The 25747-nt window shown below is 56.4% G+C and carries 22 protein-coding genes; 19 read left to right on the top strand and 3 right to left on the bottom strand.

Annotated features, from left to right (window positions below; genetic code table 11):
- From pgaD to BFW87_RS12355, 12 genes are all read left to right on the top strand, one after another.
- The gene (gene pgaD, locus BFW87_RS12310) at window positions 1–483 is read left to right on the top strand and encodes a poly-beta-1,6-N-acetyl-D-glucosamine biosynthesis protein PgaD (RefSeq protein WP_078740086.1); all 483 of its coding nucleotides are present in this window, start codon (window positions 1–3) and stop codon (window positions 481–483) included.
- A gap of 475 nt (window positions 484–958) precedes the next feature.
- Window positions 959–2683: a ShlB/FhaC/HecB family hemolysin secretion/activation protein gene (locus BFW87_RS12315; RefSeq protein ID WP_078740087.1), complete on the top strand. Its 1725-nt coding sequence runs from the start codon at window positions 959–961 to the stop codon at window positions 2681–2683.
- A gap of 31 nt (window positions 2684–2714) precedes the next feature.
- On the top strand, window positions 2715–11117 hold the full coding sequence (locus BFW87_RS12320) for a two-partner secretion domain-containing protein (RefSeq protein ID WP_078740088.1): 8403 nt from the start codon (window positions 2715–2717) through the stop codon (window positions 11115–11117).
- A gap of 6 nt (window positions 11118–11123) precedes the next feature.
- Window positions 11124–11582 carry an SMI1/KNR4 family protein gene (locus BFW87_RS12325; RefSeq protein WP_078740089.1) on the top strand — a complete coding sequence of 153 codons (459 nt, stop codon included), beginning with the start codon at window positions 11124–11126 and terminating at the stop codon, window positions 11580–11582.
- Window positions 11583–11892: 310 nt separating this feature from the next.
- Window positions 11893–12285 carry a hypothetical protein gene (locus BFW87_RS31515; protein WP_139372426.1) on the top strand — a complete coding sequence of 131 codons (393 nt, stop codon included), beginning with the start codon at window positions 11893–11895 and terminating at the stop codon, window positions 12283–12285.
- A gap of 170 nt (window positions 12286–12455) precedes the next feature.
- The gene (locus tag BFW87_RS12330) at window positions 12456–12812 is read left to right on the top strand and encodes a hypothetical protein (protein WP_254865879.1); all 357 of its coding nucleotides are present in this window, start codon (window positions 12456–12458) and stop codon (window positions 12810–12812) included.
- 154 nt (window positions 12813–12966) lie between these two features.
- Complete coding sequence (locus BFW87_RS12335) at window positions 12967–13416, top strand: SMI1/KNR4 family protein (protein WP_078740090.1); 450 nt, start codon at window positions 12967–12969, stop codon at window positions 13414–13416.
- Window positions 13417–13578: 162 nt separating this feature from the next.
- On the top strand, window positions 13579–14121 hold the full coding sequence (locus tag BFW87_RS12340; protein ID WP_078740091.1) for a hypothetical protein: 543 nt from the start codon (window positions 13579–13581) through the stop codon (window positions 14119–14121).
- A gap of 178 nt (window positions 14122–14299) precedes the next feature.
- Window positions 14300–14734 carry a hypothetical protein gene (locus BFW87_RS31520; RefSeq protein WP_139372427.1) on the top strand — a complete coding sequence of 145 codons (435 nt, stop codon included), beginning with the start codon at window positions 14300–14302 and terminating at the stop codon, window positions 14732–14734.
- A gap of 136 nt (window positions 14735–14870) precedes the next feature.
- The gene (locus tag BFW87_RS12345) at window positions 14871–15494 is read left to right on the top strand and encodes a T6SS immunity protein Tdi1 domain-containing protein (RefSeq protein ID WP_078740092.1); all 624 of its coding nucleotides are present in this window, start codon (window positions 14871–14873) and stop codon (window positions 15492–15494) included.
- 99 nt (window positions 15495–15593) lie between these two features.
- A complete protein-coding gene (locus BFW87_RS12350) occupies window positions 15594–16190 on the top strand; it encodes an imm11 family protein (RefSeq protein WP_078740093.1) in 597 nt (198 codons plus the stop codon).
- A 68-nt stretch (window positions 16191–16258) separates the two neighbouring features.
- The gene (locus BFW87_RS12355; RefSeq protein WP_078740094.1) at window positions 16259–16771 is read left to right on the top strand and encodes an SPOR domain-containing protein; all 513 of its coding nucleotides are present in this window, start codon (window positions 16259–16261) and stop codon (window positions 16769–16771) included.
- A 74-nt stretch (window positions 16772–16845) separates the two neighbouring features.
- On the opposite strand, the gene BFW87_RS12360 is transcribed toward BFW87_RS12355, so the two are convergent.
- Window positions 16846–17103, bottom strand: a complete 258-nt coding sequence (locus BFW87_RS12360; protein WP_078740095.1) for a hypothetical protein — start codon at window positions 17101–17103, stop codon at window positions 16846–16848.
- A gap of 511 nt (window positions 17104–17614) precedes the next feature.
- On the opposite strand from BFW87_RS12360, the gene BFW87_RS12365 reads away from it, so the two are divergent.
- The 6 genes from BFW87_RS12365 (at window position 17615) to BFW87_RS12390 (ending at window position 23102) form a co-directional block, all read left to right on the top strand.
- Window positions 17615–18007: a DUF2846 domain-containing protein gene (locus BFW87_RS12365; protein WP_176159749.1), complete on the top strand. Its 393-nt coding sequence runs from the start codon at window positions 17615–17617 to the stop codon at window positions 18005–18007.
- Window positions 18008–18084: 77 nt separating this feature from the next.
- Window positions 18085–18780, top strand: coding sequence for a hypothetical protein (locus tag BFW87_RS12370; protein ID WP_078740097.1), 696 nt, complete (start codon window positions 18085–18087; stop codon window positions 18778–18780).
- A gap of 39 nt (window positions 18781–18819) precedes the next feature.
- Complete coding sequence (locus tag BFW87_RS12375; RefSeq protein WP_139372428.1) at window positions 18820–19236, top strand: hypothetical protein; 417 nt, start codon at window positions 18820–18822, stop codon at window positions 19234–19236.
- Window positions 19237–19300: 64 nt separating this feature from the next.
- Window positions 19301–19753 (top strand): hypothetical protein, encoded by a 453-nt coding sequence (locus BFW87_RS12380; RefSeq protein WP_078740099.1) that lies wholly within the window; start codon window positions 19301–19303, stop codon window positions 19751–19753.
- Window positions 19740–20132 carry an SMI1/KNR4 family protein gene (locus BFW87_RS12385; protein WP_078740100.1) on the top strand — a complete coding sequence of 131 codons (393 nt, stop codon included), beginning with the start codon at window positions 19740–19742 and terminating at the stop codon, window positions 20130–20132. Before BFW87_RS12380 ends, BFW87_RS12385 begins: the two co-directional genes overlap by 14 nt.
- A 384-nt stretch (window positions 20133–20516) precedes the next feature.
- A complete protein-coding gene (locus BFW87_RS12390) occupies window positions 20517–23102 on the top strand; it encodes an autotransporter family protein (protein ID WP_078740101.1) in 2586 nt (861 codons plus the stop codon).
- 288 nt (window positions 23103–23390) lie between these two features.
- On the opposite strand, the gene BFW87_RS12395 is transcribed toward BFW87_RS12390, so the two are convergent.
- Window positions 23391–23978, bottom strand: coding sequence for a hypothetical protein (locus BFW87_RS12395; RefSeq protein ID WP_078740102.1), 588 nt, complete (start codon window positions 23976–23978; stop codon window positions 23391–23393).
- A gap of 16 nt (window positions 23979–23994) precedes the next feature.
- Complete coding sequence (locus tag BFW87_RS12400) at window positions 23995–24606, bottom strand: hypothetical protein (RefSeq protein ID WP_078740103.1); 612 nt, start codon at window positions 24604–24606, stop codon at window positions 23995–23997.
- A 437-nt stretch (window positions 24607–25043) separates the two neighbouring features.
- Here BFW87_RS12400 and BFW87_RS12405 point away from each other — a divergent pair, with 437 nt between their 5' ends.
- A complete protein-coding gene (locus BFW87_RS12405; protein ID WP_078740104.1) occupies window positions 25044–25724 on the top strand; it encodes a CsgG/HfaB family protein in 681 nt (226 codons plus the stop codon).
- The last annotated feature ends 23 nt before the right edge of the window (window positions 25725–25747 follow it).

A 25747-nucleotide genomic window follows, 5' to 3' on the forward strand; every position in this document is an offset into this window, starting at 1 on the left:
ATGAAACTGGTCAGAACTCGCCAAAACACACTGATGTGGATCATCGATGTGCTGCTGACACTGCTCGCCTGGGCCGGGCTGGTCTGGCTGCTCGCGCGCGGCATGAGCGCCATGCTCGAGACCCACGGCGGCCCGCGCCTGGACGCGCCGATTTTCGCCGCGCTCAACACCTTGCAGATCTACCTGTGGATCGCGCTGTTCAACGCAGTCATCCTGATCAGCTGGGCACGTTATCAACAGCGCCGAGGGCGCAAGTTCGCCCAGCGCCGGGCTGAGGCGGATGCGCTCAGCGACAAAAGTTTGAGTGAGAGTTTTAACCTGGGCGACGGCCACCTGGAACAGTTTCGCAAGCCGGGTGTGCTGGTGATCCACAACGACGAAGAGGGCGGTGTGGAAGACGTTAAATCCCACGTTTCTCGCGACGTGGAGCGCCCGGGCCTGGCCCTGGTGCCGGGCGCAGAAAAAGACAAAGGCGCCGGTTAGAAGACCGATCGTTCCCACGCTCTGCGTGGGAATGCATCTTGTGACGCTCCGCGTCACCTCCCATGGCTTGAGATAATCGCGAAATTCTGGACGCGGAGCGTCCGTGGCTGCATTCCCACGCGGAGCGTGGGAACGATCATCGACCTGCTTCGCCTGGCATTCCGATAAATGGGATCCAATTCACAAAATACCCGCGAACTTTTCTGTATTCCCCGGTACTAACCTATCTCGACGCTTAGTTGATGGCCAAATAATGGCGTTCAATCAGCTATTTGTCGAATCGCTATCAAAACAGTTGCCGCCTGTCGGATTAAAAATTCCAGAAATGGGCTGTAACGCTTTTTTGATAATTTGTTTTTGTTATTTATCAACGGCTTACAAACTTTATTAGTGCGAAAGTCCAACTAGTCCAGCGCCTTGGACCTGCGGAAGTTCGATGTTAGTTTGCCGCCCCTTGAATTTCGACGGATCGAACATGTCTTCGTTATTACCACGGACTCGGTATTTGCTGTGCACTTTCCTGCTCGCTTACATGAGCCTGAACAGTGCAAACGCCGCCCCCACGCCAGGGGATCAAGACCTGATCCGCGATCGGCAAAACCGCCTGCTCGAAGAGCAGCAGCGCCGTCTTGAAGAACTCAAGGAACTGCCCGGTAAAGAAGCCAAGCCCCAGGCTCCGGCCGTGCCGGTGGACACGCGTTGCTTCCCGATCAAAGACATCGAGCTCAAGGGCGCCGACAGCTTGCCCGCCCCGGACCGCGAGCGCCTGCTCAAGCCCTACATCGGCCAGTGCCTGGGCGTGTCGCAGCTCAATGAACTGCTCAAGACCATTACCGATTACTACATCGCCAAAGGCCGCGTCACCAGCCGCGCCTACCTGCCGCAGCAGGACCTTTCCAGCGGCCACCTGCAGGTGCTGGTGGTCGAAGGCAAACTCGAGGCCTTGAAAAGCGCCGACGGCAGCAGCGTGACCGACCGCGAACTGGCCATGGCCTTTCCCGGCAAGGTCGGCGAGGCGCTCAACCTGCGCGAAGTCGAGCAACTGGTGGACCAGTTGAACCGCCTGCCCTCCAAGCAAGCACAAATGGAGCTGACCCCCGGCCGCCAGATCGGCGGCAGCGACGTGGTGGTCAAGAACACCCCGCAAAAGCCCTGGCGCGCCAGCCTGTCGCGCAATAACGACGGCCAGAAAAGCACCGGCGAACAGCAATGGGGTGCGGGCCTTGAGTGGGACAGCCCGCTAGGCCTCGCCGACCAACTGGTGCTGCGTGGCGGCCACGATGCGGTCAGTGACCATCAGAAAACCTCGAAAAACAGCATGCTCTACTACAACCTGCCGTGGGGCTGGTGGAACTTCAGTTACACCTACAGCCAGAGCGATTACCGCGCCGTGGGCGATGCAGACACCTTCAAGTTCAAACAGTCGGGTGACAACGAGAACCACCAGTTTCGCGCCGAGCGGGTGATCCATCGCGACGACGTGAGCAAAACCTCGCTCAACGCCGGGGTCGCGCATTTGCGCACCAACAACTACATCAACGATGAGCGCCTCGGTAACAGCAGCAACCGCCTGAGCGAGCTGCAACTGGGCATCAACCACGGCCGACGCATCGGCAACGCTTTCGTCAACCTCGACCTCGGCATGCAAAACGGTATTGGTGCTTTCGATGCGCAAAACAGCCATCAAGGCCGTAACCAGTTTGGCGATCTGAACCCCAACCCGCGCTACCGCAAATACACCGCCACCGTCAGCTACCTGCAGCCGTTTTCGTTGTGGGGGGAGTCGTTCAGTTTTTCCAGCCTGGCCACCGGCCAACGCAGCGAAGACGTGCTGTTCAGCCCGCAGCGCATGAGCCTTGGCGGCTCCTCCTCGGTACGCGGTTTCAAAGACCAGCAGCTCACCGGCGACAGCGGCGGCTACTGGCGCAACGACGTGCGCTGGGCCCGCCCGGTGACCTGGGACTGGATGCGCCCCGCCTTTGCCGAATACGGCGCCAGCGTCGGCTACGACCAGGGCGTGATCAGCAACGGCCGCTACAACGGCGAAGTGCACGGCCGGGTCTCGAGCAACTCTCTGGAGTTATTCGCCCGTGGCAAATACGTCAGCACCAGCGTGACCTTTGCGCATTCTTTGGAACGCCCGGCAGTGATGAGCGAGCGCGAAGCGCCGATCTACTTCCGCATGGATTTCTTCCTGTAATTCAACGCCCCGTTACATCGAGAATTTGACAATGGATGTTCGCCACTTTGCCTTTCTGGCCCGCCAACCTTCTGCTGCGCTGAAGCCGCGAGACTCGTTCTTCGGCCTGCCCAAACGCGGCTTGGTGCTGATCCTCGCCAACGCGCTGTTCTGGCAGCCGCTGCTGGCGCAAGCCGAAGGCATTGTGGTGAGTGCGCCGGGTACCACCGTCGGCCAAGCCGGCAATGGCGTGCCCGTGGTGAACATCGCCACGCCCAATGGCAGTGGCCTGTCCCACAACCAGTTCAAGGACTACAACGTCGGCCCCAACGGCGTGATCCTCAACAACGCCACCGGCGCGGTACAAAACACCCAGCTGGGCGGCTACATCGTCGGCAACCCCAACCTCAAGGGCGGCGCCGCCAGCGTCATCCTCAACGAAGTCAACGGCGGCAGCCCCAGCCAGTTGCGCGGTTACACCGAAGTGGCGGGGCAGGCGGCCAAGGTCATCGTCGCCAACCCCTACGGCGTGACGTGCAGCGGTTGCGGGTTTATCAACACGCCCAACGTGACCCTCACCACCGGCAAACCGGTGCTCGACGCCAGCGGGCAGTTGCAGCGCTACCAGGTCGACGGCGGCGCCGTGACCATCGACGGCGAAGGCCTGAATGCGAGCAACGTCGACCGCTTCGAAATCATCACCCGCTCGGCCAAGATCAACGCACAGATCAATGCCCGAGAACTGGCCGTGATCGCCGGGCGCAACGACGTCGATGCGAAAACCCTGGCCGCCACCCCGCGCGCCGATGACGGCAGCGCCAAACCTGAACTGGCGATCGACTCCTCAGCCCTGGGCGGCATGTACGCTGGCGCGATCAAACTGGTGGGCACCGAAGCCGGTGTGGGCGTGAAGCTCGACGGCACGCTGGCGGCCAGCGGCGGTGACATCCAGCTGGATGCCAACGGCCACCTGAGCATGGCGCAAACCGCTGCCACCGGTAACGTCAAGGTCACCGCGCAGAGCGTCGACCTCACTGACAAGGTCTACGCCACCGGGAATGTGCAAGTGACCAGCGCCCAAGCCCTGGTCAACCAGAAAAGCATCGCCGCCGGCCAGCGTATTGATCTCAGCGCGGCCAGCGTGACCAACGCCGGCATCATCGAAGCAGGCGTGGCGCCGGACAACAGCCGCAACGCCAGCGGCGACCTGGCGATTAACACGCAAACCGTGAACACCACCGGCAACCTGCTCGCCAGCCGTTCCCTGGCAATCACCGCCGCACAAGCGCTGACCAACCAAGGCAGCATCATTCAAGGTAAAACCGTGAGCGTCAGCACGGCCAGGCTGACCAACCAGGGCGCCACGGCTCGGCTGTACGGCGAGCAGAACCTGGCGATCAGCGCACCGGCTGTTGCGAACCTCGGCGGCTTGATTCGCTTCGGTGAAGGCCAGTCCGCCACGCTCAACAGCGCTTCACTGGACAACCGCCAGGGCCGCATCGAAATGGCCGGCGGTAATCTGGTATTGGTCAGTACCGACTTGAACAACGCGGGCGGCCAAGTCGTCGCCAACGACCTGACGGTGTATGCCGGCAACCTCAATAACCAGAACGGCGTGATGGTGGCCGGCGCGCTGACGGTGAACACCCGCGACCTCGACAACAGCCTCAAGGGCCTGATCCAGGCGGACAACGGCGCGCTGAACCTCAACGTCGCGAATGCCTTCAACAACAGCCAGGGGTTCGCCCAGGCCAGCTCTGACCTCAGCCTCAACGCTGGCAGCCTCAGCAGCAACGCCAATGGCGTGCTGAGCGCCAACACCGGCAAGTTGACCCTCGTCACCGCCCAACAGCTCAACAACGCCCAGGGCCGCTTGCAAGCCGGGCAGGGCGACATCGAACTGCACGCCGCCAACCTGAATAACCAAAGCGGCGTGATCGTCGGCCAGCAACTGCTGCTCGACGTGACCGGTGGTGACATCGACAACCGCGCCGGGCGCGTGCTGGGTGACAAACTTGACGTGCGCGCCTCTGGCCTCGACAACCGCGACGCAGGCCTGCTGGCCGGTGGTGCGCAAGGGGTGAGCCTGTCGCTCAAAGGGCCGGGCCAACTGCTCAACGCTCAAGGCCGCATTCAAAGCGAAGGCCTTTTGCAGTTGCACGGCGAAAGCCTGGACAACAGCGCTGGCGTCCTGCTCGGCCAATCGGTCGACCTCACCGCACAGACCTTCACCAACAGCAACAAAGGCGCGCTGGTCAGCGATGGCGGCGACATCACCTTCAACGTCAGCGACCTGTTGACCAACGCCGGCGGCACCCTCGATGCCGGTGAGCGCAGCATTCTGGTCCAGGCCCTCACCACCCTCGACAACCGCGGCGGCACCTTGCGCGGCAACCGTCTGGACATCACCGCGCAACACCTGAACAACGACGCCGGGCAACTGCTGGCCGGCAACCAGGGCCTGAGCTACAGCGGCCAGGACGTGTCGAACCGCAAAGGCCTGATCCTGAGTGGCGGCGCGCACACCCAGCTGGACACCGGCAGCCTGGATAACACCGGCGGCACCGTGCAAGGCGACACCCTGACCGTCACCGCCAACACGGCAGACAACGGCGGCGGTGGCCTGATGGCCAGCCTGGTCGGCAACCTGCAACTGACCGTCGAGGCCTTGGCCAACCGGGGCGGCAAGTTGTTCGGTAAAGAGCAGGTGACTGTCAGCGGCAACACTTTCGACAACAGCGCGGGCGGCCAGCTCAGTGGCAAACAGCTCAACCTGACCTCGCGCGACACGTTGACCAACACCGGCGGCCTGATCGAAGCCAACGAAGGCCTGACCCTCACCGGCGGCAACCTCGACAACAGCGCCGGCGGGCAAGTGCGTGCGCTGGCCGGTGCCAACAGCCGCCTTAACCTCAGCGGCGCACTCAACAACGCGAGCGGCATCCTCGAATTCGGCACCCACGCTTTCAGCCTCGACGCTGCCAGCTTGAACAACACGTCCGGTCAATTGCAGCACGCAGGCCTGGGCCTGTTCCACCTCAACACCGCCAGCCTCACCGGCGGCCAGGGCACCATCAATGGCATGGGCAGCGCCGACTGGGCATTCGGCAACGTCGATGGCCTGGGGCGTGTGCAACTCAATGAAGTACTCACGTACAAAAGCGCCCAGGGCCTGACCCTCAAGGCGGGCGACCGCATGGCCAGCGGCAAGGGCCTGATCCTCGACGTGGCCAGCCTGAACAACGGCGGCGAACTGCTCAGCGACGGTGATCTGAACATCACCACCGGCGACATGACCAACAGCGGCCGTGTGTCGGCCCTGCAAACGCTGGCGGTGGCGGCGAATAACCTCAGCCAGAACGGTGGGCGGCTCGCGGGCGTGAACACCCAGCTCAAACTGGGCGGCACCCTGGATAACCTCGGCTTCCTCACCGCGCGTCAGCAGTTGGATATCGCCGCAGCGCAAATCGACAACCGTGGCACCCTCGGCGCCCAAGGCGCGGTGAACCTTACCGCCGTCAACGGCATCACCAACGCGGCCGACTCGCTGGTGTTCAGCGGCGGCGATATGACCCTGCGCGCCAATGGTTTCAGCAACCTCTATGGCGACGTCTACAGCAAAGGCAACTTGAGTTTTGCAGCGGTGGATGGCGGCAAAGCGGTGCTGTTCAGCAACCGCTCCGGCACCGTGGAAAGCGAAGGCTCCATCGGCATCAATGCAGGCTTTATCGAAAACGCCAAAGACGCATTCGAACTCGGGCAGACGCTGACCACCGGCAGCCTGAGTTGGATCTGTCACCAGCACTGCGGCGAGAGCGACAACTGGGAGCGTGGCGAGATCACGATCTACGAGACGTACCTTGAGGCGGCGACCAAGGATTCGGTAGCGGCGCGCCTGGTGGCTGGCAAAAACATGCTGGTGCAAGGCGACAATGTGCAGAATCGCTACAGCCTCATGGCCGCCAATGGCGACCTGAGTATCACCGCCGGTGACCTGCTGAACCAGGGCGCCGCGACGCGCACGGGGCAGCGCACGCTTGTTGTCAGCACGCCAGGTCACGTTTCCGACGATTTGTTTGAAAGCATGCAATATATCGACGTTCCCGCGTTCAATGCGGCCACGGCGGCTGGGCATTTCGACAAGGCGCGTTTCGAAGAACTGAAAAACCGCTCACCCAATAGCTGGCCTTTCGCCCAATCAAGCGACGTTACCACCTGGACCGACAACGGCGGCCCAGGCTACGCCGCCACGATTCAAGCGGGCGGCACCGTCAACCTCAACGTCACCCGCACCCTGCAAAACGGCACGCTGCATAACAACACCCTGGCGCAGTTGACTGGCACCCTGGGCGGCGACCAGACCGGCATCCCCGTGGGCGGCATCAACATCAACCTGAGCAAACACGCCAACGACCCGAGCGCCCAAGCCGCCGGTAGCGTGTTGCCGGTTGCCAGCGTCGCCCCCGGCGGCGGCTTCGTGCCCGTGGACTACACCGGCACGCCGTTCGCCGCGGTTGACCCGACCACCTCGCCGTACTTCCAGACGCCCAAGGGCGACTACGGCCTGTTCGTCAAAAACCCGGACCCGACCAGCCATTACCTGATCGAGACCAACCCAGAATTTGCCACCGCTTCGGGCTTCTTCAGCTCCGACTACCTGCTCGGCAAACTCGGCTACAACAGCGACAACGCCTGGCGCCGCCTTGGTGACGGCCAGTACGAAACGCGCCTGATCCGCGACGCCGTCCTCGCGCAAACCGGCCAACGCTTCCTCGCCGGTGGCCTCTACAGTGACGCCGACCAGTTCCGCTACCTGATGGACAACGGCCTCGCCAGCAAAGACGCCCTGCGCCTGAGCCTCGGCGTGACGCTCACCAGCCAGCAAATCGGCGCCCTGACCCACGACATCGTGTGGATGGAAAACCGCGTGGTCGACGGCCAGACCGTCCTCGTGCCGGTGCTCTACCTGGCCCAGGCCGAATCACGCAACGTGCGCGGCAACAGCCTGATCCAGGGCCGCGACCTCAACCTGGTCACCGGCGGCGACCTGATCAACGTCGGCACCCTGCGCGCCAGCAACAACCTCTCCGCCGTCAGCAGCGGTAGCATTTACACCGGCGGCCTGATGGAAGCCGGCAACAACCTGAGCCTGCTGGCCCAAGACAGCATCCGCAACGCCATGGCCGGCGAAATTCGCGGCAACCAGGTCAGCCTCGCCGCCCTCAAAGGCGACATCACCAACGACAACACCGCAATTCAAGTGCGTGACGGCGTCGGCATGCGCACGCTCACCGACGCCAGCGCCGGCACCATCGTCGCTCGCGAAAACCTTGCCATGGACGCTGGCCGCGACCTCACCAACCGAGGCGCACTCACCGCCGGTAAAGACGCCAACCTCACCGCCGGCCGCGACCTCAACCTGATCGCTGCCAGTGACACCCGCGTGAAACACGAAACCCGCGACGGCGGCGAAAAATCCACCGTTACCACCGACGTCAAAAACCTCGCCGCCAGCGTCACGGCGGGTGGCGATATCAACCTGAAGGCCGGGCAGGACGTAAACATCATCGGCAGCACGGCCACGGCCGGCAAAGACCTGAACATCCAGGCCGGGCGCGACTTCAACGTGGCGTCGGTCAGCGACATGCACAACGTCGACGGCAAGGAAAAGCACGGCAAGAAACGCATCAAGACGGCGGATGAGCAGACTACCCAAGTGGCCAGCGTGCTGACGGCGGGCGGGGATTTTGTCAGCCAGGCCGGGCGTGACACCACGATAGTGGCGAGCAAGATCAGTGCGGGGAATGAGGCTTATCTGTATAGCGGGGATAAGTTGAGTTTGTTGGCGGCGCAGGACAGCACTTACACCCTCTACGACATGAAAAAGAAGGGCGGCTGGGGCGCGAAGGAGACCAAGCGCGATGAGGTGACTCGCGTTACCAACGTTGGCACTGAGATCAAGACGGGGGGTGACTTATCGCTTGTCAGTGGCGGCGACCAGTTGTATCAGCGCGCCAAACTCGACAGCGGTAATGACCTGACGATAGCCAGCGGCGGCGCAGTGACGTTTGAAGCGGTTAAAGACCTGCATCAAGAGAGCCACGAGAAGAGTAAGAGCGACCTGGCTTGGACGAGCGCCAAGGGTAAGGGTTATACCGACGAGACGTTGCGCCAGAGTGAGCTGAAGGCGCAGGGCGAATTGGCGATCAAGGCTGTTGATGGGCTGAAGATCGATATCAAGCAGATTGATCAGAACACGGTTAGCCAAACGATTGATGTGATGGTCAAGGCAGATCCGCAGTTGGCTTGGTTGAAAGAAGCCGAGAAGCGTGGGGATGTGGATTGGCGGCATGTGCAGGAGCTGCATGACTCGTTCAAGTACAGCCACTCGAGCCTGGGCCAAGGGGCGATGCTGGCGATCATCATAATAGTTACGGCGCTGACTGCGGGAGCCGCGAGTGGAGCGTTGGGAACCGCATTTGCCGGTGCCGGAACCGCTGGTACCGGAACGGCCATGGCTGCTGGAGGCATCTCGGCCACGACGGGCAGCTTCGTAGCTGCGGGATGGGGCAATGTGATGGCCTCTGCTGCGCTGACTTCGGTAGCCAGTAACAGCGCAGTCAGCTTCATCAACAACGGGGGCAATCTGGGTGCAACCCTGAAGGACGTGACCTCCTCAGACAATCTGAAAAGCTATGCCGTATCAAGTGTTACAGCTGGCCTGACCTCCTCATATTTCGACGGATGGACGGGTACCACTACCGATACGGTGACCGGCAAAGTTACGGGCCCTGCACTCAATACGTGGTCGGGTGTGGGGCAGTTTGCAGGAAACCAGGTCCTGCAAGGCGGCACGTCGACCTTACTCAATAAGGCATTGGGTCAAGGCGGCAGCGCAGGAGATGCGTTGAAAAACGCGCTGTTCAATACCCTTGCAGCTGCCAGCTTCAATGCAGTTGGTGACTATACGAAGGATGTATACGCCACCGGTACACCACAGAAAATCGCTATCCACGCGATGGTGGGTGGGCTTCTTGCCGAGATTACTGGAGGCGACTTCAAAACTGGCGCTTTGGCAGCAGGGGCCAATGAAGCTCTGGTTGGGCATCTGAATGATTTGGTTAAAGGTGATCAGAACCTTCTAAGCATGAGCTCCCAACTGGTGGGCCTGCTCGCGGCTGCGTCTCAAGCGGACGGTGATGCCAGTAAGCTAGAGAAGGGCATATGGGTGGCGAAAAACGCCACGCAATACAATCATCAACTTCACAAGTCTCAAACTGATGCGTTGGATGAGCAACGTCGGTTCCATCCAGAAAAAGCTGATCGTTTGAACGCAGCGGCTTGCGCTTTGGTTAGTTGCGCAGAGTCGATCCCGACTAACGATCCGTCTTATAAGGATTTCAAGGAGCTCCAAGATCGCGGCGCCACTTTTGGTGCGGAGATCGCCTTGCTGGAAGCAACCGGCCAATTTGGCGGGCGTAGTTTTCAGGACTGGAGCGACGACACGCTCAACGCGCATGGCAAGGCTGTGCAGGTTGTTGGCGCTAGTAAAGATACCGCCCTTGGCCTTACGGGAGGGGCTGCGGCCTATGCGGGAATGTTGGTTTCGTCACCCGCATGCGTTGGTATCGTGACATGTGCCGTACCACTTGGGTTGGGAGCCCTGGGCACCACCTCAATGGTCGGAGCTTGGGATTCCGCCAGCCAGATTACGGCGGACTTCAAGTCCAGCGAGCCCGATAGGGTTGCGGCGTCTTTTTATCCTGAAAGTTTTCCGGGAGAGTCGAGTGCAACGTCTGATCTAGCGTGGGGGACGGTGAAATCTGCAGCTCAGGCGGCTTTGTTTGGCGGAGCGGGTAAATACTTCAGTGGTCAATTAGCTGGAGAGCTCGCTACTGTAAACAAGGTGGGTGCAAAAGGGCCAGGTTCTGCTGGTACGGGCACGGCGGCGGTTAGTGATGTTGCAAGTACAACGCCTAAAGCTGGTGTTTTTTGGAATAAAACAACAGTTCTAGATAGGACTGTTTATCAACGTAACGACCTCTTTGACCCAGAGGCCGTGTCGACCTGGAGAGTACGAGGTAAAACTGTTCAAGGCTCAAACCTTGAGAGGATGGGCTCGGGTCGAGCACCAATTGGGTATGATGGGAAATCAGTTGAGTTACATCATCTCTCGCAAACTGAAGTTAATGGATTCGCTGGCACTCGTGGTTCGCTTGCAGAAGTTGGTTCTGTTTTCCATAGCCAGAATAGCAGTGTTCTTCATGTCCCATCCAATGCCGCTCAAAGCTTTAGGTATACTCGTTACAAGGACTCTGCAGAATACAGAAGCCCTACGACTGATTATGTTTCAGTTCCTACGGATTTAAATGCAAAAACATTGACAAAGCAGGCTAAAGAGTTTAACTCTTATCAGTCGGATTATTGGAAGTTGCGGGCTCGGAGCGGGGAGTAATTAGACGTGGAATATTCGAGAATAATTAATCTTATTAAAGAGTCGGATTTCGTTGAGTTCGCTGATTATGGTGACGGGATTGCTGATGAGTGGATTTATAAAGCTGAAACTCGTCTTGGGTTGAAGTTGCCTGATAGCTATAAATGGTGGCTGAAGTGTTATTCTGGCGGTGAAATATCTGGGGAAGAGATTTATAGTATCTACGAAATGGATTTTGATAGTGTAAGGGGTGGTGATATCGTTTATATGTCAATCGTTAACGGTCGAAATGGGTTGTGTGGGAAGGAAAGGCTATTTATCTGTGAGCCGCCGGGTGCAGGGGAATCATTTTATTTTGCCACGGACGATGGTCTTAATGATGGGGAGTATCCTGTTTATAGGCTTGATCTTTCTGATCAAACTTCCAGTTTGTATGCGAAAAACTTTATCGACTTTTTAGAAAAAAGAATAATTTCTTTCGGTTGAGTAATGATTGTGCGTTTAAAAATGGTTGAGAAGGGCTAGGTGCAAAGGACTGCGGCAAAGGGGGCAGATTTATTTGATTGTCTTTATTTAATTTAAATAAAGCCGTCCCTTTTGATAAAATAGAATATAGCAGTAGAGATTTGTTGATAAGCAGTATTATCGATAAGTAAGTGCTGACGGAAAAGTGATCGGGCCTTGGATTTTAGATGAAAAGGTATCAGCATGTCGAATGATGTATGTGGGTATGTTTTTCCGCCGCCCAGCCCGGAAGCTTGGACGGCTTTAGATAAGTATATTTCAGAAAGCGATCTTGGGATATTCAAAATTAGCAGTTCTGAGTTGTTTGATTATCCATCTTGCTTATTGCCAAGTGAAAAAAACCTTTGTTTTTTTAATTGGAGATAGACCTGGGTATCCCAATGCCACGTATTTGACGGATTATAATCAGTATGATCCGCTGTATTCGGATATTGGGTTCCCTAGTGATCCGATAGAAAGAGTTGAAATTCTATTAGCGGCAATTTTTGAAATTATTTCGATTTGCAATTCTAAAAAGATTGTATTTTCAATTTCAGACAGTAGTCAAATAGAAACAATTAAGCAGGTTGATATTTCCGAAGCTGCTGATGTTGTTTTATCAGACTTTAAGCGGGTCCAGGCACCTCCGGATACCTTGTACGAAGTTTTTATAGGAGTAACGTGAGTTGGACAGGGAGAAATAGGGGGGCAGACCTTGATTAATGCAAAAGCGTATAGTGATGGTCTGACCCCTATTTTCACTATTTTCAGGTTTGCCGGATCAATCATTCAATCCAAGAAAATAGGTTTGATATGGACGCTCGGTTAACGTCACTTTGCAAAGAAATGCTGAAGATGAGCTCTGAACAGGCCGCAGCTTGGCTGATGAGTGAGTATCCTATCGATTCTGGAAATTGGAGTGAGGCGTTGGTACTTCTACCTCACCGATCTTGGAAGAAGCCCGAACAAAAACTGCTGGCTGATTACTATTTTAAGAATGCCCCTTTTTCAAGCGGTAAAGGATATGAGGCGTTTGCCTCAGTCATGTCGATTAAACTAATGATTTTATGTGTCAAGAGCGCTGTGCCAAAGGATCCAGCCAGAAGTAATTTGATGCTCTATTACCTGATTCCGGTACTAGAGCGGTTTGCGAAAAATGAATCTGATCGAATAGCTATAAATGACTTTGTTTACAATGTTTTAGCAAAGTAAACAAATAAGAGGCGGTTACGAGTAGTGCTATTTTTTTTGCGCAAAAAAGAAAGGAGAGATATTTAAGAGGAAAAGGGCGCAGATTTATTTAATTGAAGTGTTTTGTTTGATTTCAATAAATCTATCCCCTTTTTTTGATTTTTGGTAAATAATTATGAAAAATAAAAAAGTGCTAGAATTATTGATTGATTCCATAATGTCCTCTGATGACTATGAGGGCAATTACGGCTACCGGGTGACTGACGTGAATGCGGCGTTATGTAACGTCGATGAGTCGGATCGGCAGAATGCCCCCAATGACTATCTGGAGTTTCTCACAGAGTTTGGTTTTGGTGAGCTGGACGCAGCCTTTCATCTTGATGATGGTCCGGAAAAATATTCGACTCTATGTGGTAGAGAAATAGAAGGTTCTGAGGGTATGTACGTATTCGGCGGGAACTCGAGTGACGTACTGTATGCTTTCGACGCAAAGAAAGATTGGCAAATCGTAGAGATTAGTTCTGAGCTAGATGAGGTTGATATTTTGGCATCAAACTTTTCTGATTTTATCTTGGAGCGGCTGCATTACATCGTTTCTCTGATAGAACGGCGTGCAGCGCACTGATTATTTGTGCCAAGAGAAAAAGTAGTGAGGGGAAAAGGGGATAGATTTATTTGATCGAGGTGTTTTGTGATTTAAATAAATCTGTCCCATTTTTTCCGCGTAAGGACAGATTTATATTCGCTGCATGAATTTCTGCCAAAAAATCACTAGGAGTATTAAGTCATGAGCTTCGAACATAAAGCATTTATTTTTGATTTCGGCACGTTCGCTCGCGAACTTAAGCCAATGCTGGAGTCCTCTTTGTGTTCGGGAGATTTTGATAAAATTAGAAGCTTTATTATAGTTAATAAAAGTATTTTAGTTGATCCTTACGAAGGCGAACCACTGGATGAGAAGTGGGAAGACATGATTGAAGATAGAGATGTTCACCAATATGGTGATTTTGCGCTAACTAAATATTATTCGCCTAAAGATGATCAGGGGTTAGGTGGTGAGTGGGAAAATTTTCAAGACCTGATCTCGAATGTGAAAACGTTCGAATTTTCACCTTTGTTGGGCTTGCCATTAACAGTAAATGGCAATTTTTTTGATCCTGGGAAAATGGGTTCTTACTTTCAGTCTGAAGATGACGTGGGCGAAAGTTTGCGTAAACTTATAGAAGTTGAGCGCCAAGTCGAAATTCACCTGCTGGATGATATAAAAGGGTATAAGGACCTTCTTGAACAAGCAGTCATTGAAAAAAAGGGGCTGTACGTAACTTTTTGATTAAGTTTTTCAGAGGGCGGGAATGCGGAAAAAGGAAAAGGGGACGAAAAGGAAAAGGGGACAGATTTATTTAGTTAAAGTGTTTTGTTTAATTTAAATAAATCTGTCCCCTTTTTCCATACGCGAAACCAGATTCATGAGTTGAATAAATAATTATTTGATGGGATGTGAGTGAAGTATGAATCCAAATGATTATTTAGGCGGGTCATTGATTGAGGCTTTAGTGAATTTTAGGAAGTCTATACCCATAGTCGATTACGCAAAGGTTGAAGAAGATGAATTTTTAAAATTGCCCGCGTGCGGTGTTTACTTCCAGGCGGGTAGCGATGGAATTATTACAGCTTACAGAGTTTATTATCAGGCCGTCGATGAGTTTTATCGTGCGAACTCGGATACAAGAAGGGAATGTCTGGATGTTGAGACTATTGATAGCCTAATCGATCTACTCGGACAACCTGCACGGGATGTGCCTTCCATACGAATTCCTGGCAGAGCGCCTACCCGTCCCGGATACGAGTTTTTATTAGAGAAAAAAGTGATAACTGTTCATTACGATTCTGGAAGTCGATTTGTCACCTATGTACATGTTAGAAATAAGTCTGGCAATGTGTGAGGAGAAAAAATAGGAATGGAAAAGGGGACAGATTTATTTAATTGAGGTGTTTTTTAATTTAAATAAATCTGTCCACTTTTTTTGTTCTTTTTTTTCGGGAACCAAAATTAACAATGTGGAAATTGGAGGCCAGTAAATGTACGAGATTTTTCGCAATGTGTTTTCCTCTGATTACCGTGTAGATAACGAGAGCCTTTCAGTTTCTGCTGTTAATACTGATACCCGCGGTTTGGCTGAGCTAATGCTGGAGTTTGGAGGGTGTTCATTTGAGAACGCTCTATATCGCGTGATGAAGCCCAGTTTAACTAATGAGTGGAATCGCACTGTAGAAGATGCATTTCCCAACTTTTTTGGGCGTGTACAATGCTTTGGCTTTGATTGGTTAGGGCGTATATTTGCTCTCGACTCTGGGAGACTGGAAGGCGGGCAGCCTGGCGTCATTATGTTTGAGCCTGGTACTGGGCAGGCTTTAGAAATTCCTTGTGATATCGTGAGTTTTCATAATCATGAATTGGTTGAGTATCGAGAAGAAGCGCTGGCACTTACGTTCCATAATCAGTGGCTTGCACGAGGCGGTGCTCCTAAATATGAAGATTGTATCGGGTATAGGAAACCATTATTTCTCGGTGGCCAAGACACAGTGGATAATTTGGAATTCTCAAATCTTGATGTTTACTGGACAATAACAGGCCAAATGATAAGAAAATCTAGAGGACTTCCGCCGGGCACTCCGCTGGGCGAGGTGGTTTCTAGAAAATAGGGGATACACCCTGATGGAAAAGGGGAAGGATTTATTTAATGGAAGTGTTTTGTTTAATTTAAACAAATCTGTCCCCTTTTTTGCTTGCTAGGGATTAATATGAAATATTATTTGCTGCGTCAGGATCTTTCCATTCCCGAAAAGTGGATGCTCGGTGATGTAAGGCATGTGGATAATTGGGATTTTATTAATCCGCCAGTTAACTTTATGGAGCCTGGCAGATATACGCTTTATGTTAGATTTGAAGGTATCGAAATTGACTATTCTGTAGCAGGCTACGCGAGTGTTCCGGTCCTGAGTGAAAAGGCTCGAAATTCACTCGTAGGTTTACCTGAAGTTGACCAGCCGTATCAAAATGTCGTTTTTGAACCTGTTAAGATAGAGGGGAAGCAGGTTTTCCATAATTATTTTTTAATGATTATAGAGACGCAAATAGATTGTGTGGATGAAGATCGCTCCAAGTTCACGAAATTTTCACATAGTGATCCTGTGCGACCGGATATGGCAGGTCAATACCGCGCGTTTTATAATTTAGTAATAGACGAGTCGAAAGTGGGAGATTTCCATGTCTTCAGAGTTAAAAAATACCTAGGGGCAATTATCGTCAGCGAAGACGTGAAATGTCGCTTTGAGGCAGCAGGTGTAGTCGGTGCGGCATTTGAGTTGGTAAATGGCGATAAGGTGACTGTCGCGTAAGAAATGGAAAGAAAAGAAAGAAAAGGGTCTGACCCTGCACCACTCAATTATCAAAACAAGGAAGTTCAATGGGCATCCCGCTCCCCCTCTGGCTCATTCTCACAGCAGTCACCGCTTACATTGCGAGCACACGCGGGCGTTCAGGGCCCAGGTGGTTTGCAATCGCGCTCTTCCTTCCTGGCGTCGCACTGGTTGCCGTGTTGTTAATGCCCCGGATTGCAAAAACCGGTATTGACGCCTTGGTACATCCGGACCTGCGCCCTTGTCCCGCCTGCAATCAAACCATCCAGGCGGCCTCTCGCTGTAAGCACTGCGGTGATGAAGTGGAGCCGATTGCCCTGAGAGATCGCAGCGGTTGGGTCGCGCGCATGACGGCCGATACGGATGAGGCATTTGAACGGCTGGCGGTACAGCTGTCGCTCATCGATATACCGACAGTGCTTGATGAGCCACCACACCTTTACGCGGGGCCGTTTGAGGAGCAAGCCGAGGCGCAAAACGTACTCAAATTCCTGAAGTCTGAACACGGCTTGGATGGGTTGGTGACGTGGCGGTCAGTGACACGAGAACCGGGGATATAGCCGTAAAAACTGGCTGTGGGGAAACAACCAGGTTTGCGCACAAATCGGGCGGCACAAAGGCCGCCCGTTTTCACTCAGGATGGATCGGTATTGAGCCTGCGACTGATGACGTCCAGCAAATCACACCCATCGCGCAGCGGAATAGCCAGCAAATGGGCGAAGTCTTGAAGCACTACGGCATCGCTGCTGAGCTGTTCGCGAAAGGCGAGGTTTTCCAGCAGTTGGGTGACGGCGCGAATGCGGAATACGGCGGCGTCGTGGAGGACGTCGAGGGGCGCCTGGGTGTCGATGAGCAGAGCGGGGACGGTGCAGTCGTGGCCCGTGAGGGGCATGTATTGATTCATGGATAAAATCTCGGTCAGTAAAGTTAAGCCGTCTCCTATCGTCGCCAAACGAATGGGTGACAGCTGTACGCAGGTTGGCGAACCGGGACCGAGTTCCGGCAGACCCGAAGGTCTCCCGCGCACAGCTGCCATAAAGCAGCAGTGCGGGTACGGAAGCCCCTGCAAGCAAGCAGAAAGCTTTCGCATACGGTCAACGGATCGCCAAATCCGATCGCCCTCGTTGGGCGACGGCCGGGACTATAAGCCCCCAACCCAAACCCACGCAAGGCGTCAAACTGATGGCACAATAACATCGCCTCACGTCTTCGCCATCTTTGCCGACACATTGGCGATGACTCAACGCATCAAAGCACCCGCACCGGCCTCTCGCCGGCGCACCCAACCCGTTTCACCGTTAACCACAAGGAAGAAGTACATGATCAAGCTGTTCTGCAAAGCTGCTGTCGTATTGTCCCTGGCCACCCTGTTCGGCTGCTCCTCGACGCCATCGGTCGAGAAGATGCAGGCCGACGTGGCCAACTATTCGTTGCCCAAGGCTGCCGTCGCCGACAAAGGTTTGGTGTACGTTGTGCGCCCAAGCAACGTCGGGATGATGGTGCGCTTCAACGTGTTCCTGGATGACAAGGAAGCCGACTCGGAGATGGGTTACAACCGCGGTAACCAGTACATTTACTTCTTCGTGACGCCGGGCCAGCACGTGATCAGCTCCAAGGCTGAAAACTGGGCCGACATGCCGATCAACGTCAAGGCCGGTGAGGTGGTTTACCTCAAGCAGGAAGTGGATATGGGCTTCGCCATCGCCCGTAACAGCCTCAAAGTGTTGAGCGATTTGGAAGGCCGTTATCTGGTCAAGGATGCGTCCCTGGGCACCGTGGCAAAAGAAAGCAAGTGATCTGAACAGGCGTGAAGCGGCCGGGCTCTGTGCTCGGTCGTTGTCGCTGTTGACTCTCCAAACATTAAAGGACTGATGTGAAAAACCTCCTCTTGATCCTCCTCTCTACCCTCATTCTCGGCGGCTGCGTCAGCCAGCCTCTGACCCCCGAGCACCGCGCGCAGGTCAAGACCGTCAAGGTGTTGCCCGTGAAGTGGGAGTCGCAACAGATGGTCTACATGGGCCGCGAACAAGCCTGGGGCGCGGCGGTCGGTGCCGGGCTCGGCGCGGGCGTCGGCATGGCGGCCGGGGCTTCGAAGGTTGGCACGGCGGCGCTGTCGGGCGCGGGTTTTGCGGCGGGCATGAAGGCCGGCGAGTTGGCCGCGTTGCCGACGCCTACGGCGATTGTCGCGCTGGTCAACGCCGAGCAGATTGATGTGGGCGTGTTGCTCAAACAGAATTTTATCGACGCCTTGGGCAAGACCTCGTCGCTCAAGGTAGTAGGCGACGATGAGCCCGCCGATGCGCAGATTCAGCTGACGGTCACGGAGTGGGGCTTTCGCTTGACCCAGGGCTTCAGCAGCGTGGTGTACCCCACGCTCACCGTGGTGGCGCGCATGGACCGTGGCAGCGAGATGCTCTGGCAAACGGTCGAAACGGTCACCCCGTTCAATGGTCAGAACGTCTACGGCTACACGCCAGACACCTATCGCACCGACCCTGAAGCCTTGCGCCGTGCGCTCACGGGTATTACGCAGATTTCCAGCGGGTATCTGGTGAAGGAGCTCAAGTAATGCGGCCTTTTCGACTTTGCCTTGAGGCGGGAGGCTCAGATGGTTCGTTTTAAGGAAGTCGGATGTCGGGTGGCACAGGGGTTATGCCTGCTGCTGATGTTCGCCAGTGCACTGGTTTCGATGTTGTTGTGGGGCAATCTCACGACCGTCACGGCCTCTGTTTTTGGGTGGGTGACGGGTGTATTTCTGTGGAGTGCCATCGCGCTGCTGTTTGCGTTTGTCTTCGAGCGTTCGCGTACCCCACGCGCAACGGTGCGTCATATGGCGACTCGGCTCGGCGTGGTATTGGTGCTGGCTGCGGGCGTGGCGTACCTGGCAGATTGGGTGTGGTTCGCGCCGGAGCGCGATGCCATCGATGCGCAGTTGAGGGGCCCGTCGTGTGGTCAATACACCGGCACCGTCGAAAAAGGCTGGGAGCTGATTTGCGCCGAGCGGCGTCGGCGTGAGTCTAACTGAAGCCGTCAGCGGAGCATGGCAACGCTCGCTGACTCAGAACTGACAATGTGTTGTTGAGGTACGCATGGAAACAGTCGACGAGACACCCCAAGCCCTACTTGCGCGCAGGCTGGTCGAATTTGAGCGGTTCAGATTCGAGCGCCTGCCGGTATTGCATGAGTTCTGTACGGCCCTCGGGTTCGAGCAGCCTCATGAGGTGTTGATGACGCCCGAAAAATTTTTGACCCGGCTGGACAGCGGTTTCCAGAACGCCGTCATCAGCGAAGAAAACAGGGTCTGGTTCATCACACGGATTGGCTACTACATCGGTGAGTATCTGGCGGTGGTTTACCGTGGATATTGGCTGGTTGACGAAGACCCGGCGTCACCCGCTTTTGCCAGGTATGTCGTGGGTGGTTTTTCGCTTGAAGGCGTTGTGGCGCCGACGGTGGACCCGTTCAGCGTAGCCCAGTGCTACGCAGACACTCCCGCACCACGGTTTCTTGCCGAGGAGATGAAGAAAATTGCCGCCCTATAATTTTACCGAAGGCCGGTTGGATGCCCCAGCCGATGCCGCGTGTGTCGACAGCCTCGTCGCCACTTTGGGCGTCGCGCTGCCGCAGGACTATCTCGATTTCCTGAAGCAACACAATGGCGGCGACGTTCTTATCGGCGAGGAATATTTCGTCTTCTGGCAGGTGCAGGAACTGGCGGAATTCAATCGCGATTATCAGGTTGAACTCTATGCGCCTGGCATTTTTTTGTTTGGCGCGGATGGTGGGGGTGAGGGGTATGGCTTCGACATCGAGGATGCGGCAATGCCAATTGTGCGCGTCCCGTTTATCGGGATGGAACGTCAATACGCCGAGCCGGTTGCACCGAGCCTGACCGAACTGTTCGCGCGGTCAGCCCCTTGAGCCTGCCCGCGATACTCGCAGCATGCGCCGACGGGACTATTCCTGTGCCCCTCTGCACCCTGCCAGCGCCCGCTTATGGGTACGTCTATTGACCTAACCGCAACGCAGCTTGAACATTTTGTGTATCCCAGTGTCTTTTACCCCGCCTACCCGCAACCGGTAGCCCTGCATGGACTGCAGCGTTTTTAAATGACATTAAGGATTAATGTGAACCTCGCCCCCCGTTTCCCCTCTCTGCCACCGCCTGCTGCGGTGCACTTGCGCGCGCCTGCGTTGCAGGAAAGCGTGCCGGGGGAATGCATTCGGATCAATTGATCCTTCGCTCAGCACACCTACTGCCGCCGGGCTTATTGGCGGCTTTGACTGTAGTTCATGGAGTTTGAAATGAAGCGTAAGCCGTTCCGTAAAAGCCTGTTGGCAATCATGGTCAGCGCCATCAGCACGCACGTGTTGGCGGTGGAGTTTGACCTGGGGCAGGGTAAGCATATTTGGGCCAGTGAGACCTTCAATGAGCCTGTGACCATCACCGGGCAGTTCTCCCAAGTTGTCGACCCCACCACGACCCTGCCTGCCGGTTTGGGCTTTGCCAATACCCGCATTCAGGGTTCGCTGGTCAATCGCGCCGACATTACGCTGGACTCGCAGGGGAACACGATTCGGGCCATCGCCATTGACCCGATGTACTGGACCGGCCCGTCAAACCTGAACCCCGGCACGATTACGGGGGATGTGGTTCAGGCCGGCAATATCCTGATGAGCCACGGTGGTTATGAAGGGCTGGAAATCGGCGCCACCACCATCGGAGGCAGTGTGATCAACACCGGCACAATCCGCTCGACGGCACCTGTGCAAGCCGAGCCTTCACTGTTTTTCCAGGGCGGCGGCGAGGGGATTTACCTGCATGGCACCACCATTGGCGGTGACGTTTCCAACACGGGCGTGATCGACATGCAAGGTGAGGGTGCGATTGGTTTGATCCTCGACATCAATGGCGCCACCCCCACCACCATCGGCGGCAAGATCCTCAACTCGGGCTCGATCATCGCCACCGGTGAAGGCGCCTGGGGGGTTGAAGTGGAGACTGAAACCAGCCCGCTGCGCATCGAAAACAGTGGCCTGATCTCCGCCAATGGCAACGACGCGAGAGGCATGTTTTTTTACCACGGCACTGTCGATTACATCCTCAACACCGGCACCCTTGAAGCCAAGGGCAGCGACGCAGGCGCCTTCGAGTTTTCGGGTGCGACGTTCGCTCAGAACAGTGCGTCGGGCGCTCGCGGCATCGTCAACCGTGGAACCATCAGTGCCGATGGTACGGCCATTCGCGTGACCGCCAGCCAAACCTCGCCCTTCGAGATCAACCAGCAAGCCGGCGAGATTCGCAGCAACTCCGGCACTGCCATTGATGCCGCCAACCTGGCGACGCTGAACTGGACCGGCGGCAAAATCACCGGTGACCTGCTTAACCTGAGCGCGGTGAACGTCGCAGGCCAGGCTGATTTCAACGGCCAGCGCATCATTGCGCCGGTGTCGATCAATGCAGGCTCGCTGAACCTCTCGGCGCCAGGTGCTGTAATCACTGGCGATCTTAACGTCGCCAGCGGTGCGGGGGTTGATATGCGATTGGCCGACAGCGTGGTGCCGACCACGCCGTACCTGACGGTCAATGGCAACGCTACTTTCGCTCAGGCGTCGAAGCTGACCGTGAGCGCGCAACCCGGCGACTTCGCCCGCACCCACAACGGCACCCAATACACCTTGTTGCAAGCCACCCGCGTGCAGAACAACGGCCTGTCGGTGGCCAGCTCTTCATCGCTGTTGGACGTGCTCAGCTACTCGGCGGATGCGCAGACCGTCAAGGCTGTGGTGGCGGTTAAAGACAATCAGCAAGTGCAGCAGGAACTGGCCGGTGTTGGCGCCAGCGCTGCAGCCGCCACGGCGGTCAACACCTTTAAAAACGATGTGCTGGGCGGGCTCGGCAGCAACGATCAAGTGTTCCAGGCCCTGGCCAATGCGGGCACGGCGCAGCAGTTGGCGCAGGTCAGCGAACAGCTCAAACCGGACGTCAACCGCGGCGCGCTGGACGTGGCGTTGTCGGGCCAGACCGTGGTCAACGGCGCGATCTTCAACCGTCTCACCGACCAGCGTGAAAGCCATCAAACCGGTGGTGTGTGGGTGCAGGGTTTGAGCAGCAACATGGATCAGGACGGCCGTGGCGGCAACAACGGCTACTCGGCCAACAGCAGCGGCATGGCTGTGGGTGTGGACGGGCGCGTGAACGACACCACTACCTTGGGCGTGGCGTACAGCTACCTCAATTCGAATATCCATTCCGACCTGGGCAACAAGACCGATGTCGATGGCCACGCGCTGTCGCTGTATGGCAACTGGGCGCTGCAGAACTGGTTTGTCGACGGCAGCCTCAGCTACGGCCATAACGACAACGACAGCAAGCGCCATGTGGCGGGCACTACGGCCAAGGGCAGCTACGACAGCAATGTGTTGTCGGCCAGCGTGATCGGCGGCTACAGCTTCAAGCCGTCGCAAGCGGTGGTGATCGAGCCGCGCGTGGCCGCGCGTTACGCCAATGTGCGCATGGATGGCTTCGACGAGAAGGGCTCGTCTGCGGCGCTGAGCACGCGATCGCAGCGTTATGAAGTGGGCGAACTAGGCGCCGGTGTGCGCCTGGCGGGTAACCTGCCGATGGGCACAGGCAGCCTGCAACCGGAAGCGACCTTGATGGCGTATCACGACCTGATGGGCGACCGCGTGGCGCAAACCTCAAGCTTCGTGGCCGGTGGTTCAGCGTTCACCGTCACTGGCGCTTCAGTGGCGCGCGACAGCTATGAAGCCAGCGTGGGCGTGAACTATCAGGTATCCGACTTCACTGTCGGCGCCAGCTACACCCGCCAGGCGCGCAGCGGCTTCGACGCAGACGGCGTAATGCTCAAGGCCCGCTACGCGTTCTAAACCACAGCGCAGAACCCCTGTGGGAGCGGGCTTGCTCGCGAAAGCGGAGTGTCAGTTGATACATCATTGGCTGACCCACCGCCATCGCGGGCAAGCCCGCTCCCACACTGGGGTCGGGGTGTATCAGGACAATTTGCGCTCTATGGCCGGGCATACCGCGCTCCAAGCCACACCGCAGAACCCCTGTGGGAGCGGGCTTGCCCGCGAAAGCGGAGTGTCAGTTGACACATCATTTGCTGACCCACCGCCTTCGCGGGCAAGCCCGCTCCCACATTAGGTTGGGGGGTATCAGAACAATTTGCGCTGCACGGCTTCATCCAGTGTGCTGCGTGTCAACGCATCAACCACTTCACCGGTATTGGCCTGGAACGGGATCCCGAAGATCAGCACCAGGTGCATCCAGGTGCGCACGGATTCGCTTTTACTGACCCGGCCCAACTCTTTGCCGTCTTTGTCCTTGAACACGGTTTCCAGGGTGAACGTGTTCTTCGCTGTGGACGGAATAATGAAGAATGTCGCCCCCGTGATGATCGCTGAGGCCATGCTGAACTGCTCATTGTTATGCAGAGTGGCGTCTGCATAGATATCCGAGTCGACCTTGTCGGTGCTCACCCGCGAGAAGCGGTTGGACTGGCGGAACGCGTCGGCCACGGCCTTTTCCCACACCGCCGCGGATGCACCGGCGGCGGTATTGCCGGGGCCGCCATTGACTTGGTTCAGCGCCGTCGTGCGTACAAACGCCGTCGGCTTTTGCACCGGGGCATTGGCGGTGGGTGGCCAGGTTTGCACCGGTGGCAGTTCGTGTTGCGAGTAGGACACGCAACCGGTCAGCAAAACGGCCGCGAGGACCAGGCTGTGTTTGATCATTCCTTTCATGTGTTGCTCCCTGAAATTATGGTTTGGCCAGTTTGGCGGTAGCGCTGTCGAGCAGGTTGGCGACCAGCTCGTTCAGCTGTTTGGCGCCCATGGTCGGTGCCCAGTATTCGCGGCCGTAGAGGCCCACGTTACGTTCGAACTTGACCTCTTGCTTGGCGCTCGCCAGTTCCTTGCCGTCGCGGTCGACGATCACCAGGTCGCCGGCCACGTCGAAGGTGTCGACGAAAATCGGCCCGTTGACCCAGATCCAGATTGTCAGCGTCAGCAAGGCCCCCGGCACGTAGGCGGGGTGAACGCCGCGATGGCCCTTGAGCGAGGTCATGTTGAATTTGAGCGTGACGTCGTTTTCGCCCAGCTTCACCGGGTACTCGGTCACTTGCTTGAAGTAGCCGGCGGTGCGCACGTACCCGTTGAGTTGGGCACTGAGCGAGCGGCTGATCGCGGTTTTGTTGGCATCGTTCACGTCGGCGGCGCTGACCATTACGTCGGCGACCTGCGCACTGCGCGGGCTGCTGACGGCAGCCGGGTGGAGCGGGGCGCCAATAGGGCCGGTGACGGTGCAAGAGACGCAGCCGGTCATCGAAAGCGTTGCAATCAGGGCCGCAGCCCGGAAGAGAGTTTTCAACACGCACTTTTCCTGATAGTGAACAAGCCAAGTCAGTGTCTCGACCTCTGGCGGCATAACTTTAGAGCGCGCTGCCGTTGGGCGGCGAGATGCTGCTGGGCAGCAAAACCGCTTGAGTACCGCGATCAACCCCGTAAAATGCCGCCGCACATGCTAAAGGGCATTTTTCAAGGATGAATCAAGAAATGCGCATTTCTGCTTATCTCCCGGCCTCCTGCTTTTCAGCGGGCAGCGCCTCCCCAGCCGGACTGCTCCGCGCCGGGCATCCTCTCCAAGACAGTTACCTGCCTGCTCGACACTGCTGATGTTGAAGCGGTGGGCAAATGCGCGCGCATTTCCAGACGCGTCTGACAGCTGCGACATGGCTGATGGCGTACACAACATCCCTTGCCGCCGGTTTACCTGCGGCAACGGCTGATTTCTCACTCCAGGAGCACCCCGTGAAAACACTCTGCAAAATCCTGCTGTCGGGCCTCACCGCCGCAGCGCTGCTGACCGTGGCCGGTTGCGCCACCGAGAGCAACCGCGCGATGCCGGTAGAGCAAGTCGCCAGCGCCAACGTCGCCTATTCGGGCGTGCGTGTGCCGATTGCCGTGGGCAAGTTCGATAACCGCTCCAGCTACATGCGCGGCATCTTCTCCGACGGCGTTGACCGCCTCGGCGGCCAGGCCAAGACCATCCTGATCACCCATCTGCAGCAGACCAACCGCTTCAGCGTGCTGGACCGCGACAACATGGGCGAAATCTCCCAGGAAGCCGCGATCAAAGGCACCGTGCAGAAGCTCAAGGGCGCTGACTACGTGGTCACCGGCGACGTGACCGAGTTCGGCCGCAAAGAGACCGGCGACCGCCAGCTGTTCGGCATTCTTGGCCGTGGCAAAACCCAGGTGGCCTACGCCAAAGTGGCGTTGAACATCGTCAACATCAGTACTTCCGAAGTGGTGTATTCCACCCAGGGCGCCGGTGAATACGCCCTGTCCAACCGCGAAATCGTGGGCTTCGGCGGCACCGCCAGCTACGACTCCACCCTAAATGGCAAGGTCCTCGACCTGGCCATGCGCGAAGCGATCAACCGCCTGGTAGACGGCATCAACGCCGGCGCCTGGAACCCGCGCAACTGATCAGCCACACCCACAGGAGCAGT

The organism is Pseudomonas fluorescens, assembly GCF_002022275.1.
GTDB classification, from domain to species: domain Bacteria; phylum Pseudomonadota; class Gammaproteobacteria; order Pseudomonadales; family Pseudomonadaceae; genus Aquipseudomonas; species Aquipseudomonas fluorescens_AJ.